Origin of the sequence: Hyphomonas sp. NPDC076881 (genome assembly GCF_050269995.1) — a bacterium.
In the GTDB taxonomy this organism is placed as follows: domain Bacteria; phylum Pseudomonadota; class Alphaproteobacteria; order Caulobacterales; family Hyphomonadaceae; genus Hyphomonas.
Map to the genome: position 1 here is coordinate 16,924 of NZ_JBNNJJ010000025.1, position 12,752 is coordinate 29,675.

Annotated in this window: 11 protein-coding genes; 4 read left to right on the plus strand and 7 right to left on the minus strand. The window is 64.3% G+C overall.

Annotated features, from left to right (window positions below; translation table 11 throughout):
• Positions 1-11: 11 nt before the first annotated feature.
• Positions 12-1,607 carry a DHA2 family efflux MFS transporter permease subunit gene (locus ACQKI2_RS18015; protein ID WP_427381006.1) on the minus strand — a complete coding sequence of 532 codons (1,596 nt, stop codon included), beginning with the start codon at positions 1,605-1,607 and terminating at the stop codon, positions 12-14.
• A 1-nt stretch (position 1,608) separates the two neighbouring features.
• Positions 1,609-2,895 carry an efflux RND transporter periplasmic adaptor subunit gene (locus tag ACQKI2_RS18020; protein WP_427381007.1) on the minus strand — a complete coding sequence of 429 codons (1,287 nt, stop codon included), beginning with the start codon at positions 2,893-2,895 and terminating at the stop codon, positions 1,609-1,611.
• 105 nt (positions 2,896-3,000) lie between these two features.
• Here ACQKI2_RS18020 and ACQKI2_RS18025 point away from each other — a divergent pair, with 105 nt between their 5' ends.
• Positions 3,001-3,651 (plus strand): TetR/AcrR family transcriptional regulator, encoded by a 651-nt coding sequence (locus tag ACQKI2_RS18025; protein WP_427381008.1) that lies wholly within the window; start codon positions 3,001-3,003, stop codon positions 3,649-3,651.
• Between the two features lie 58 nt (positions 3,652-3,709).
• Here the strand turns inward: ACQKI2_RS18025 and dnaJ are convergent, their stop codons facing one another.
• Both dnaJ and ACQKI2_RS18035 read right to left on the minus strand, forming a co-directional pair.
• The gene (gene dnaJ / locus ACQKI2_RS18030; RefSeq protein WP_427381009.1) at positions 3,710-4,864 is read right to left on the minus strand and encodes a molecular chaperone DnaJ; all 1,155 of its coding nucleotides are present in this window, start codon (positions 4,862-4,864) and stop codon (positions 3,710-3,712) included.
• 99 nt (positions 4,865-4,963) lie between these two features.
• A complete protein-coding gene (locus ACQKI2_RS18035; RefSeq protein ID WP_427381010.1) occupies positions 4,964-6,265 on the minus strand; it encodes a penicillin-binding protein activator in 1,302 nt (433 codons plus the stop codon).
• Positions 6,266-6,312: 47 nt separating this feature from the next.
• Between ACQKI2_RS18035 and rsmI the strand changes: the two genes are divergently transcribed.
• Together rsmI and ACQKI2_RS18045 are read left to right on the plus strand one after the other, a co-directional pair.
• Entirely contained in the window at positions 6,313-7,188 is an 876-nt protein-coding gene (rsmI, locus tag ACQKI2_RS18040; protein WP_427381016.1) for a 16S rRNA (cytidine(1402)-2'-O)-methyltransferase, read from the plus strand.
• Positions 7,178-7,546 carry a YraN family protein gene (locus tag ACQKI2_RS18045; protein ID WP_427381011.1) on the plus strand — a complete coding sequence of 123 codons (369 nt, stop codon included), beginning with the start codon at positions 7,178-7,180 and terminating at the stop codon, positions 7,544-7,546. The genes rsmI and ACQKI2_RS18045 overlap by 11 nt, the downstream gene beginning before the upstream one ends.
• A 19-nt stretch (positions 7,547-7,565) precedes the next feature.
• Here the strand turns inward: ACQKI2_RS18045 and ACQKI2_RS18050 are convergent, their stop codons facing one another.
• On the minus strand, positions 7,566-8,024 hold the full coding sequence (locus tag ACQKI2_RS18050) for a c-type cytochrome (protein WP_427381012.1): 459 nt from the start codon (positions 8,022-8,024) through the stop codon (positions 7,566-7,568).
• Between the two features lie 256 nt (positions 8,025-8,280).
• Between ACQKI2_RS18050 and ACQKI2_RS18055 the strand changes: the two genes are divergently transcribed.
• Positions 8,281-10,290, plus strand: coding sequence for a transglycosylase domain-containing protein (locus ACQKI2_RS18055; RefSeq protein ID WP_427381013.1), 2,010 nt, complete (start codon positions 8,281-8,283; stop codon positions 10,288-10,290).
• Positions 10,291-10,332: 42 nt separating this feature from the next.
• On the opposite strand, the gene ACQKI2_RS18060 is transcribed toward ACQKI2_RS18055, so the two are convergent.
• Positions 10,333-11,346 carry a nucleotidyltransferase family protein gene (locus tag ACQKI2_RS18060; protein ID WP_427381014.1) on the minus strand — a complete coding sequence of 338 codons (1,014 nt, stop codon included), beginning with the start codon at positions 11,344-11,346 and terminating at the stop codon, positions 10,333-10,335.
• 72 nt (positions 11,347-11,418) lie between these two features.
• Positions 11,419-12,501 carry a GGDEF domain-containing protein gene (locus ACQKI2_RS18065; RefSeq protein WP_427381015.1) on the minus strand — a complete coding sequence of 361 codons (1,083 nt, stop codon included), beginning with the start codon at positions 12,499-12,501 and terminating at the stop codon, positions 11,419-11,421.
• Positions 12,502-12,752 lie beyond the last annotated feature (251 nt).

A 12,752-nucleotide genomic window follows, 5' to 3' on the forward strand; every position in this document is an offset into this window, starting at 1 on the left:
TCTGCTGCAGTTCAATGCGCCGGGCCTGCGGGCGCATTCACGGGCTTCTTCAGCAGAAGCAGCGCCAGAAGCATCAGGCAGAATGCCATCGCCATCGCCATGAACAGATTGTTGAACGTCATGGTCAGCGCTTCGATCTTCATCCGCATCACCAGCTGCGCATAGGCAGAGGCTGCCGGATCCGCCAGGCCATGGGCCGCGCCCGCCGTTTCGGCCTGCTGCAGGAAGGCCTGCACTTCCGGCCGCGCGGGGTCGAGGCCGGATGCGATTTCCTGCTCGTGCAGCGCCGTGAAATGATAGGTCATCGTGTTCAGCGCCGCGATGCCGAAGGCCCCGCCCAGGTTGCGCACCACGGTAAAGAGGCCCGATGCGTTCGCCACCATCGGCGGGGGCAGCGTGCCCAGCGCAAGATTGGACACCGGCACCATCGTCATGATGAGGCCAATCCCGCGCAGCGCCTGTGGCCACATCAGCTCGTTGAAGCCCGATTGCGCGGTCAGCTGCGCATTGCCCCAGAGGCCCGCTGTCACCAGCACGATACCCATGCCCACCACAAGGCGCGGATCGTAACGCTTCGTCAGCGCGCCCGAGAGCGGCCCGCCGATGAACATCGCGATGCCGGAAATGCTCATGATCTGGCCAATCTGCAGCGGCGAAAATCCGCGCACCTGCCCGAGAAACAGCGGCAGGATATAGACCGACCCGTAAAGGCCGAGGCCGACAATGGTGGCAATCATCGCGCCGGACCAGAAGTTCCGGTTGCGGAACACCATCAGATCCACAATCGGCGTATGATAGGTGAAGGAGCGGAAGAAGAAGATCACGCCCGCCACCGCGCAGAGGGCCGCCCCATACACGATGCCCCGATCGGTGAACCAGCCTGCGCTCGGGCCTTCGTCGATCACCCATTCAAGGCTGCCCAGGAAGAGGGCCATCGCCGCAAAGCCGAGCACATCCAGCCGGCGCAGCAGGGCGAAGTCACCCTTCTGTTTGGGTACGAACAGATACACAAGCACGCAGGCGGCAATGCCTGGGCCGATATTGATCAGGAACAGCCAGTGCCAGCCCAGATGCTCGGTCACCCAGCCGCCGAGTGTCGGGCCAATCGACGGGGCAAGCGTGGCCACCATGCCGATCATCACCTGCTGCGTCATCGAGCGTCCGCCAGGGAACAGGGTAAAGGCCGCCGCCATTGTGGTGGGCACCATGGCCGCCCCGGCAAAGCCCTGGATGGCACGGAAGAAGATCAGCGAGTCGAGATCCCAGGAAAGCGCGCAGAGCAGGCTGGTAACGGTAAAAGCGCCCGCCGACAGGATGAACAGGCGGCGCAGCCCGAACACCCGGTTGAGAAATCCCGAAAGCGGAATGCCCACCACCTCGGCAATCAGATACCCGGTCTGCACCCAGGCGATTTCCTCGCCGCTGGCAGCCACGCCCGCCTGGATCTGACGGATGGAACTTGCCACGATCTGCACGTCGAGGATCGACATGAACATGCCGATCACCATGGCGAGGAAGCCAATATGCAGCGTCAGGGGTATCTTCTCCTCCGCCGCGCTGGCGGCGGGGGGAGCGCCTGCACCGGGTGAGGCCGTCGCGGCGGTCATGTCAGCTCTTGGCGGGCTTTACCGAAACAGTCGCTTCCACCGACAGGCCAGGCCGCATCAGGCCGGTGGCGAGGGCCTCCTGCGAAATCGCGATCCGCACCGGCACCCGCTGCACAATCTTGGTGAAGTTGCCGGTCGCCGTATCCATCGGAATGAGGCTGAACTGCCCGCCAGAGGCCGGGGCCAGCGACTCCACCGTCCCATGCACCTTCATGTCCGGATACGCATCAATATGCAGTTCCACCGGCTGGCCCGGTTGCATCCGGCCAAGCTGGGTTTCCTTGAAGTTGGCAATCACATAGGCGCTCTGTGTGGGAACGATCGCCATCGTCTGCTGGCCGGGATTGACCAACTGGCCGCGCGCCACCGTCCGGTTGGTGACGATCCCGTCAACCGGCGCGCGGATTTCAAACCGGCCACTATCAAGCGCGGCAGCTTCCACCCGTGCCTTCGCGGCGGCCACCTGCGCGTCGGCGCTAGCGATGGCGGCTTCGGCGGCGCCAATGTCTTCCTGCGCGCGGGCCAGAGATGTGCGCGCCACAGAGATGCGGCTCTTCTGGGATATGATGGCCGCGCCGGCCTGATCGGCCGATGCATTGGCCGCGTCCGCCTTGGCGGCGGCCGTGTCGAGGCCGGCCTTGGGATAGAAACCGCGCTCTGCCAGTTGCTCGTCCCGCGCCAGCTCGTCCTTGGCAAGGCGGGCATTGGCGTTGGCCGCTTCGGCGCCGGCATTCAGTTCCGAAAGCCGGTCATTTTCCGCAGCGAGGCTGGCTGCAGCGCCCGCCGCGGTGGATTTCAGCGAAGCCAGTTGCGCCCGGGCGCGGGCAGCTTCAGCCTCTGCGGCGGCCAGGGCGGCGCGCGCCTCTTCCATCCGTGCGGCAGCGTCAGCCCCTTCCAGCCGGATCAGCAGGTCACCCGCCTTCACCGCCTGATTGTCGCTCACCGCCACGTCTTCGACATAGCCCTGCACCTTGGGGGCCACCAGCGTGATGTCGGCGCGCACATAGGCGTTATCAGTGGAAACGCCGAACCGTCCGGTGGTCCACCAGTCGATCCCTTTCCACCCGATGATCAGAGCCAGCAGCAGGCCAAGCCCGATCAGGATCGGGCGGCGATGCCGCTCGACGAAGCCTGCCGGCTCAGCCTCTGCGCTGGCATTTTCCGGATCGGCTCTTCCGGCGGGGCCGGCGGGATTTTGCGGGGACGGTTGGGAGGAGGCAGGCCCGGGCTCAGAACGGGGAGGAAGCGGCTGAGCGGCGGGCTTCGGGGAGAGGGTTTGTTGGCGCATTGCACTTGTTTCTGATGGCCGGGCTGATCATTTCCCGAAACTGTAATCTTGATTACACCATCAAAATGTGTAATGTCAATTACACCAATTCGTGAAAGTTCACCTATGTCTGCGTCTTCGGAAAAATCTTCGGAAACAGTGGCCGCCGGGCGCGCAGGCCGCGCCGCGCAGCGCCGTGAGGCGTTTCTGGATGCTGCGCGGGATGTGTTCCTGGAGCAGGGGTATGAAGCTGCCAGCATGGCCGAGATCGTTGCCCGCGCCGGCGGATCGCTCTCCACGCTCTACGCCCAGTTCGGAGACAAGGAGGGGCTGTTCCTCGCCGTTGTCACCCGCCGCGTGAAGGAGCTTTCCGGCGCCCTGCAGCTGGAACTCTCCGCCCACGCCCCCGCCGAGGAAGGCCTGCGCCGCATCGGCCAGAACTTCGTGGCCCATCTGCTGACGCCCACCGGCATCGGTCTCTACCGCGTCATCCTCGGCCTCGCGCCAAAGTTTCCGGATCTCTCCCGCCAGTTCTACGAGAAAGGCCTCAGCGAAGTGCGCGCCGCCGTCGCCGCCTATCTGATAGACCGGGAAGCAGCCTGCGAACTCAAACTGCGCGACCCCCACCGCGCCGCCCACTTCTTCCTCGAAATGGTTCGCGGCACCCTGGCTCACCGTGCCCTGCTGATCCCCGGATATTTTCCGGATGCAGATGAAATCCGCGAGGTGGTAGACGACGCCGTCAGCCTCTTCCTGGACGGCCTGCGCCACCGTTGAGGCGCGCGCCAAATCCATCAGTCAACTGATAATGCCATTCTGGTCGGAGAGGCCGCCCTCAAACCGGGCGTTTCTCGTCACCCTCGGCGCCGCCCCAGAAGCGTTTGATCTTGCCGAGGAAGCCTTCGCTTTCCGGATGGCAGTCCGCGCCGGAACAGTCACAGAACTGGCGCAGCAATTCCTTCTGGCGGCTGGTCAGGTTCTGCGGGGTTTCCACGAACATCTCGACATAGAGATCGCCCGTCTGCCCATTGGCGCGCACGCTCGGCATACCCTTGCCGCGCAGGCGCAGCTTGCGGCCGGTCTGCGCGCCTTCTGGGATGGCCACGCGGGCGCGGCCGCCATCGATGGTCGGAATGTCGATCTCGCCGCCCAGCGCCGCCGTCGTCATCGGCACAGGCGCGCGGCAATAAAGGTTGGGCCCGTCGCGCTCGAAGATGTCATGCTCGACCACTTCGACGAAGATATAGAGGTCGCCCTTCGGCCCGCCGGCACTGCCCGGTTCGCCTTCGCCGGAAAGCCGGATGCGCATCCCGCTCTCCACACCTGCGGGGATTTTCACCTGCAGCTTGCGTTCTTCCTTCACCTGGCCGCTGCCGCCACAGGTCTTGCACGGCTTGCGGATGATCTGGCCGCGCCCCTGACAGATATGGCAGGTGCGTTCCATGGTGAAAAAGCCCTGCTGGGCGCGCACGCGGCCATGGCCGCCGCAGGTTTCGCAGGTTTCCGGTTTGGTGCCGGGCGCCGCGCCGGTGCCCTCGCACGGGCGGCAGGTCACCGCCTGGGGCACATGGATAGTTTCGTCCTTGCCGTAGAAGGCTTCTTCCAACGTGATTTCGAGGTCATAGCGCAGGTCTGCGCCGCGCTGCGGGCCGCTGCGGCGGCGGCTGGAGGCAAAGCCCCCGCCAAACACCTGGCTGAACAGATCCTGGAAGATGTCCTCGGGGTTGCCGCCCTGGCCAAACGGGTTGCCGCCCATCCCGCCATTCTCGAAGGCGCCATGGCCATAGCGGTCATAGGCTGCCCGTTTCTGCGGATCGGAGAGCATGGCATAGGCCTCTCCCACTTCCTTGAACTTCTCTTCCGCCGTGGCATCACCCGGATTCTGGTCGGGGTGATACTTCATCGCCAGCTTGCGATAGGCTGATTTCAGCGCCTTCTCGTCGACGCTGCGGTCAACGCCGAGCACTTCATAATAGTCGCGCTTGTTCATGTTTTCGTCGCTGCCTGAACTTTGGTCCGCCCTGTGCGGGTCATTTGGGGCGCCCTCCGGCCCCCCGCAAGGGCCGGAGTCAGGCGCAAGTCAGGCCAATTAGCTACCACCCGGCGGGAATTGGGTAATACCTTTCTCCACAACAGAGGCGCCCCCGCCGCCGATCTGCTTGACGGCCAGCCCACGCTGTGCGGTCCCGTCGAGGCGATAGCGGAAGAGGCCATTCACCCCCATGAAGCCGTTGGGATCGGTCACGCCGGAATGCTGGATCGCCCCGGTGGCCGACAGGTTCACTGCCATCGCGGCGGCGTCATAGGCGGCTGCCGCAAGGTCGGTCGGCGCGCGGCCATAGATCCGGCGATAGGTGTCTTTGAAGGTCGTCATATTGTCCGGATCAGGCGTGGCAAAGATGCCGCCTTCCAGCGTCGGTTCGCGCCAGACAGAGCTCTCGTCCCAGTTGCTCGTGCCCATCAGGCGCACACGCTTCAGGTCCACGCCATTATAAGGCAGCAGCGGCGCCACCGCGAGCAGGCGGGTGCCCCGCTCGGGGATCATCACGCCCACGCGCTGGTTGGAGCCGGCATATTCGGCCTTCACCACGCTGGCGATCTGGCGTGCCTGGTCGCCCGCGCCGGAATCGGCCGGATAGAACGCGCTGGAGGCCACCCGCCAGCCATTTCTGGCCGCTTCGGCGCGCATCGCTGCCTCCACCTGCCGGCCATAGGGCGTGTCGGGCCCGAGATACACAAAGGTGCGCGTGCCCCGGCTGGCGGCATAGCCCATCACGCGGATCACTTCCTCTTCCGGCATCACCGAGGCGAGATATGCCCCGCCACCGGCGGCTGTCGGGTCGTTGGAGAAGGCGACCACGGGAATGGATTTGCGGTTGGCCGCCTGTTTCACCCCGCCCACATTGGCGGCAAACAGGGGCCCCAGAATGATGTCGGCGCCTTCCTTGATGGCTTCATCGGCGCGCGCTTCAGCGGTTGAGGCGCGCCCGGCCGTGTCCATTGGCATGATCAGAAAATCGGTCCCGGCCAGTTCGAACAGTGCGAGTTCAACCCCCGCCAGCATGCTTTCGGCCTCGGCGCGCACATTGGCGCTGGGATGGGTAAAGGGCAGCAGCACAGCGGCGCGTTTTACATCCTTGCCGCGCATGAAGTCCGGCGTCAGGCCGCCATCATCGCGGTAATAGGGTTCGTCCACCTGGCCGCTCTCAAATGTCTCGCCGGGCTTTGGCTGCACGGGCTCTCCGGTCACCGGATCGACGCGCGGCTGGCCTGTCCCGATGGAGACCGGCGGGCGCGCCGGCGCCGAGGCGCAGGCTGTCGCCAGAAGCAGCGAGGCCAGCACAAGGCTTGGCGCCCGGAGTTTCCTGAGTAAGGGTGGCAACAATGTCATCTTCCGATCCTTCCGACGCCAGTTCGATTCCAGCCGAGGGCGACTCTATGAGCGCCGCCGGTGCCGGGCAACAGCCCGTTGCCGTTTCTCCGGGCCTGTATGTTGTTTCCACCCCCATCGGCAATCTCCGGGATATCACCCTGCGCGCGCTGGACATCCTGTCCGCGGCTGATGAGGTTCTGGCCGAAGACACCCGCGTGGCGGCAAAACTTATGTCCGCCTACGGGATTAAAGCCCGTCTCAGCCCGTACCATGACCATAATGGGGCCGAACGGAGACCGCAGATCCTTTCCCGCCTCGCCGCTGGCGGCCGCATCGCGCTGATCTCGGACGCCGGCACGCCGCTGGTGTCCGATCCCGGCTGGAAGCTGGTGCATGACGCGCTGGAAGCGGGCCACAAGGTTCATCCTGTGCCCGGCGCTTCGGCCCTGCTGGCGGGGCTCGTCGCCTCCGGCCTGCCGAGTGACCGGTTCATGTTTGCCGGTTTCCTGCCGCCCAAATCCGGGGCCCGCAAAGCCGCCCTCGACTCGCTCAAACACGTTCCCGCCACGCTCGTCTTCTATGAAAGCGGCCCGCGCCTTGCCGAAAGCCTGGCAGATATTGCCAGCGTTCTGGGCGGCGCGCGCCAGGCTGCCGTTGCCCGTGAACTCACCAAGATGTTCGAGGAAACCCGGCGCGGCACGCTGGAAAGCCTCGCGCGCCATTATGAAGAAGCCGGCCCCCCGCGCGGCGAAATTGTCGTTCTCGCCGGCCCGCCGGAGGAAAAATCCGCCACCGCCGCCGATCTCGACACCGCCCTGCGCGACGCCCTGAAAACCATGCCCACCAAAGAGGCCGCCAGCAGCGTCTCCGAAGCCCTCGGCCTGCCGCGCCGCGAGGTCTATCAGCGCGCCCTCCAGATCAAATCGGAAGATGCCGGCTAAGCGCCAGATCGCCGAGGCCCGCGGGCGGCAGGCAGAGCGCCGCGCCGCCCTCTGGCTGCGCCTGAAAGGCTATTCCATCCTGGCCTCACGGGTGAAGCTGCCGGTGGGAGAGATTGATCTCGTCGCCCGCAAGGGCCGGCTGATCGCTTTTGTCGAGGTGAAGGCCCGCGCCCGCAGGGACGATGCCCTCGGCGCCGTCAGCGTTCAGTCCTGGCAGCGTATCGCCCGCGCCGCCGAGGCCTGGATGGGCCAGCGCCCAAAGCTCGCAGACTATGGCTGGCGCTACGACATCATCGCGCTCGCCCCCGGCCGCCTGCCGCATCATCTGAAGGATGCCTGGCGCCCCGGTCTGGCTTAGCCGGGGCTGGCCGGGCGCCTCACTCCACCGCAGTGGGCGGGGTCTCCTGAATGCTCACCAGATAGGCCAGCAGCACATCCATCCCGAGGTCTCCGAACACGAAGTCCGGCATCGTTTCATGGCCCACATGGATGCCTGCCCGGAAGTCTTCAGAGAGGTTTTCCGGCGAGTAGAGCGACAGCACATAGCGCAGCGGCGGCGCGTCGGCCCGCAGGCTCGCATCCTGGTCCAGCCCATGGCAGATCGCGCAATGGGTTTCGGCAATCGCCTTGCCATCGGCAATCGACGCCTCATCCATCGGAATGCCCAGCGCTTCGACATCGAAAACCGGCGCGGCGGGTTCGCCCGGCATTTCCAGCCCGACGCCGGGCGAGGGCACATGCGGCGGCTCGACAGGCTGGCGTTCACAGGCGGCCATCGTCATCAGCCCGGCGGCCAGCAGGAGGGTAACCGGGCGGAGAGGCAGGGAAGGGCGCATCGGCGGGCTCCTTTTGCAGAAAGTTGGGGCAGGGCGGCGCAGGCCAGAATCGGCCTCCGCTTCTCCCTATACCACAGATGCACCCTGCCACCGGCCTGCAGAAAGGCGAAACCCGTACTTTTCCCTAGCCCTGGGGCACCTGGCAGCCTGTACTCTCCGTTCCGTTCCAGCAGATGCCTTCACCCTGCCGTAATCTTCTATCAGTTAGGCTCTGGGTTTCAGGCACACTCCAGCATCCAGGCCGGGCCATTCACGCATGACGGACAGCCATCAACCGCCCCGTACGCCAAGGGTCATCCGCGTCCCGGCGCAGGCGCTCTCGCCGCGCCGGCTGAGCCCGCTGCGCATTCTGCTGATCGCGATCGGCGCCATCGCCCTCTGCGGCGGCGCCTGGGGTCTGTGGAAATGGCAGAGCCTGCATTCGGGCATGCCCCGCCTGCCGGAAGTGTCCGAACTCTGGCAGGCCCAACGCGAGGCCGCCATCGAGTTCGTCGATGCGCAGGGCAACACGCTGGCCGTGCGCGGCCCCCGCTATGGCCGGGCTATCACAGTGGCAGAGCTGCCCAAACACGTCCCTCAGGCCTTCATCGCCGCCGAAGACAAGCGTTTCTACGAACATGACGGCGCCGATGAAGCCGCCATCGCCCGCGCGGCCATCTCCAATGCCGCCGCCGGCGAAACCGTGTCGGGCGCCTCCACCATCACCCAGCAGCTGGTGAAGAACCTCGTTCTCGACAGCCGCCAGACGATGCAGCGCAAAGCGCAGGAAATCACCCTCGCCCGCCAGCTCGAAAAGAAGATGTCGAAAGACGAGATCCTCTCGCTCTATCTCAACCGCATCTATTTCGGCGCCGGCCTTTACGGCATCGACGCCGCCTCCCGCTTCTATTTCGGCAAGCCCCCGGCCGAGCTTCAGATCCACGAAGCCGCCCTGCTGGCCGCGCTGCCCAAGGCCCCGTCCAAGCTCAATCTGCGCGACAATCTGGAAGGCGCCAAATCCCGCCAGCTCTACGTGCTGAAGGAAATGGAGAGCGAGCGCTACATCTCCCGCCAGGAAGCCGCCGCTGCCCGTGAAGCGCCGATCAACATCATTCCCGCCCCGCGCTACGACCCCCAGCTCGGCTACGCGCTGGACATTGCCGCCGAGCGCCTGAAGACGCTCCTGCCGCGCGTGCCGGGGGATGCCGTCGTCCAGTTGACCATCGATCCCAAGATCCAGCAGAAAACCCAGACCCTGCTGTCGGAACGCATGGCCAAGGATGGCAAGGCCGTTTCCGCCAGCCAGGTCTCCGCCCTGATCCTTGACCGCACCGGCGCCGTCGTCGCCCTCACCGGCGGGGTGGACTATGCCGCCTCGCCCTTCAACCGCGTCACCCAGTCGAAACGCCAGCCCGGCTCCAGCTTCAAGCCTTTCGTCTATGCCCTCGCGCTGGAAGACGGCTATTCGCCCTATGACGTGTTCAACGACCGGCCGATCTCCATCGGCAAATGGCAGCCGGTGAACTATAGCGGCGAATATCACGGGCCGATGACGCTGTCCGAAGCGCTTGCCCGTTCCACCAACACGGTGGCCGCAGAGCTTGGCAACGAAACCAATCCCGAGCGCGTCGCCGCCCTTGCCAAACGCTTCGGCATCGCCAGCGAGATGAAGCCTTTTCCCTCCATTGCTCTCGGCAGCCAGGAAGTCAGCCTCTGGGAACTCGTGCGCGCCTATGGCGTGTTCCAGTCGGGCGGCTACCGGATGGAGCCTTACCTGATCGCCCGCGTCACGGATTCGCGCGGCCAGGTCTATTTCGAACATCCCGCCTCCGAGCGGGAACGAGTGTACCCGGAAGACCTTGCCGCCGAGATGAACGCCATGATGATGCGCGTCATCACCGCCTCTTTCGGCACCGGCGGGCGGGCGCGTATTCCGAACTGGACCGTCGCAGGCAAGACCGGCACCAGCCAGGAGTCCCGCGATGCCTGGTTTGTCGGCTTCACGGCGGCCTATGTCGGCGGCGTCTGGGTTGGCAATGATGATGACAGCCCCATGCGCCGCGTTACTGGCGGCGCCCTCCCGGCAGAGCTCTGGGCAGATATCATGAAGGCTGCCCATGAGGGCAAGAAACCGGAAGCCCTCTTCGGGGCAAACCGCGCCGTGGTGCTTGATCCGGCGGCGGAACAGCGCATCACCTTCTATCGCGGCATGGCCCAGGCCTTCGCCGCCGCCTCAGGCTCCTCCCGCACCGCCAGCCGCGGCGGAAACGTTCAGCAGGCGGAATAGACTGCAGACGGGTTGGGGCCGGTATCGCTTCTATGGGGCGTATCAATTGCGCCTCAGCAGCCGCGCAATATCAGGGGCCCGGTTGAGGGAGTTGTCGATGGCCTCCCGCCAGGCTGGTCCTTCCTTCCGGGCTTCCCTGAGTGCGGCGAAGACGTCGCCCGGCCGGGCCTCTTTGAGCGCTTCAATCAGCAACCGCGCCTGTAACAGGTCTTTCTCTGCCTTTGCCTGTCCTGGGCCGCGGCGGCGACTCGCCACAATCAGTTTGTGTACTGCGTATCTTTCTGGCAAGGGAATCTGAACGAGAACGCCTTCCCGATAGAGCGCGACAGCCGGGATTGGGTCACGAAGCAGGAAATTCAGAAAATGCAGGCCCTGCGCCCACAGCCCGAACGCCTCCAGCTTCTGAGGGCCTTCGCTCTGGCCGAAAGACGGGCTGAGGAAGTCGATTACAAAATCGCTGCCCGGTTGCCGCCACCGCACAGGCTTTCCCCGGCTGAGCCCTTCGACCGGCTTCAGGCCAAGACCATCAAGAACTTCCGGCAATTCAGGCTCGGCATGGTCATTGATGGCGAGTGATAGTTTTTCAAACGCGGCAACATCAATGTCGGCGGTTATGGCGGCGGCGCCGGATGATACAGATAAGCCCAGTTCGAGGTCATAGAGCCGGAAAGCATGCGTACCCACCAGCACACCGCCAAGACGAAAAGTGCCTGCCTGTGCCAGCGCGCGCAATGTCTTGCCGGTTTGCACGTCCAGGGCCGGCATGCGGGCTGCGCGCAGCGCCCGTGCCTTTTCGGAAGCCTGGTGACGAAAGGCGCGCATATCGCGAGCGTTTGTCTTCCAGGCGCTTATCCGCGCCGCCGTGTCCGGTGTATCCGGTCCGATGAACTGTTGTCTGTGAGCGCCGCCGGCACCACGCACAGTGGCATACCACCAGGATTTTCCGCCCACTTTCCTCAGATGCGGCGTGCCCACCAGATCTTCCAGTGGCCGGTCGAGATGAGCCTGAAGCAGATCCTGATACAAGGTCTGCAAGGTAAGGGGTATCTGCCTCATGAAGTCATTATACCACAAAAAATACTTTGTGGTATAATGACTTCAAATGTTCAGAAACGAAATCCCTGCGTCTCAGGCAATCCCCGGCGCGCAGACGCGGTTGCGGCCTTTGGTTTTTGCCTCATAGAGGAACTTGTCGGCTTTCTGCATCAGTTCGCGGGCGGACATTCCCGGCTCGTATTTCGCCACACCGAAGGACGCCGTCACGGTGGGCAGGGGCGCGGGCGCGCCTTCCAGCTGATGCATGGTCTTGCTCAGCAAATGCTTGATGTTCACCAGCCGGTTATAGGCTTCCATAAGCTGGCTGCCGGGGAAGAGGATTGCAAACTCCTCGCCGCCATGCCGGGCCACCAGCCGCGGCTCATCCGCGCTGGAAGAGATCAGCCGCGCAAAATTCTGCAGCACCACATCGCCGGCCTCATGCCCGAACGTGTCGTTCAGCGCCTTGAAATGATCAAGGTCGGCCATTGCCACGCACAGCGGCTCGCGCGTGCGCGCGGCATGTTCGATAGCTTCTTCCAGCGTCTTGTCGAAGGCGCGGCGGTTGGGAATGGAGGTCAGCGGGTCGCGCAGGCTCTGGGTGCGCACTTCATCCAGCTGCTCGCTCAGCGTCGTGATCAGGTTCTGCGACCGGGCAAGGCCCTGGTTCAGCTCCTGCGTCATCGCGCTCATCCGGCGGTTTTCCTCGATCAGTCCGGAAACCAGAGAATTGAGCTGTTCGGGCGAGGTGGCCGCCTTGGGCAGGTCCTGCTCCAGCGTCGTCAGGGTGGCGGAAAAGGCGGAGTTCTGCTGCAGGCTGGTGCCGATCACGGCCAGCACTTCCTCGATCTCGTCGCCAATCGCCTGGCTGAGGTCATGGGTGGCAAAAACGCTCTGCTCCTCAGCCAGATAGGCCTGGAACAGTAATTCGATATCATAGGCCGAAATCGTGTCCTGCCCCAGCAGCAACTCGTCAATCTCGGCCACCAGTGCCGGATCGGAATTCGTCGAATAGGCAAACCACACCGCATATGCATTGGGGTAGGGCGCGGTCTTGTATTTCTCGCTGAGTTGAAACACCCGCACGGCGGCTTTGCATGCTTCTCGAAAATCCAGCTGGGCTCTGGGGTCAGAGGCAGTGGCCAGCGGGGTCCGGTCGATCAGTTGCGCGCCCATGTCGGGTCTATCCAGTCATTGTCAGATGTTATGTCGTAGCAGAAGAGGGTTTGAGGACAGTTAATACCGGTTACGATGTTTTTTTTATTCGCCAAGGTTGCCGGGATTGTCCGGAGCTGTCCGGATTTGCCCTTGGAGCGCCGTTGGAGTTTTTTGGGAGCTTTCCAGAAAAAACTCCAACGCCTCTTACCCCTCTCCCTCAGGGAGAGGAGGGGCCCGCGCCCGCAGGGCGTGGGAGGTGAGGGCCTTCC

Bases quoted from the DNA above. Each gene is read 5' to 3' on its own strand.
- dnaJ (WP_427381009.1), bottom strand. From the start codon at position 4,864: ATGAACAAGCGCGACTATTATGAAGTGCTCGGCGTTGACCGCAGCGTC.
- ACQKI2_RS18025 (WP_427381008.1), top strand. From the start codon at position 3,001: ATGTCTGCGTCTTCGGAAAAATCTTCGGAAACAGTGGCCGCCGGGCGC.
- ACQKI2_RS18050 (WP_427381012.1), bottom strand. From the start codon at position 8,024: ATGCGCCCTTCCCTGCCTCTCCGCCCGGTTACCCTCCTGCTGGCCGCC.
- ACQKI2_RS18045 (WP_427381011.1), top strand. From the start codon at position 7,178: ATGCCGGCTAAGCGCCAGATCGCCGAGGCCCGCGGGCGGCAGGCAGAG.
- ACQKI2_RS18065 (WP_427381015.1), bottom strand. From the start codon at position 12,501: ATGGGCGCGCAACTGATCGACCGGACCCCGCTGGCCACTGCCTCTGAC.
- rsmI (WP_427381016.1), top strand. From the start codon at position 6,313: ATGAGCGCCGCCGGTGCCGGGCAACAGCCCGTTGCCGTTTCTCCGGGC.
- ACQKI2_RS18060 (WP_427381014.1), bottom strand. From the start codon at position 11,346: ATGAGGCAGATACCCCTTACCTTGCAGACCTTGTATCAGGATCTGCTT.
- ACQKI2_RS18015 (WP_427381006.1), bottom strand. From the start codon at position 1,607: ATGACCGCCGCGACGGCCTCACCCGGTGCAGGCGCTCCCCCCGCCGCC.
- ACQKI2_RS18055 (WP_427381013.1), top strand. From the start codon at position 8,281: ATGACGGACAGCCATCAACCGCCCCGTACGCCAAGGGTCATCCGCGTC.
- ACQKI2_RS18035 (WP_427381010.1), bottom strand. From the start codon at position 6,265: ATGACATTGTTGCCACCCTTACTCAGGAAACTCCGGGCGCCAAGCCTT.
- ACQKI2_RS18020 (WP_427381007.1), bottom strand. From the start codon at position 2,895: ATGCGCCAACAAACCCTCTCCCCGAAGCCCGCCGCTCAGCCGCTTCCT.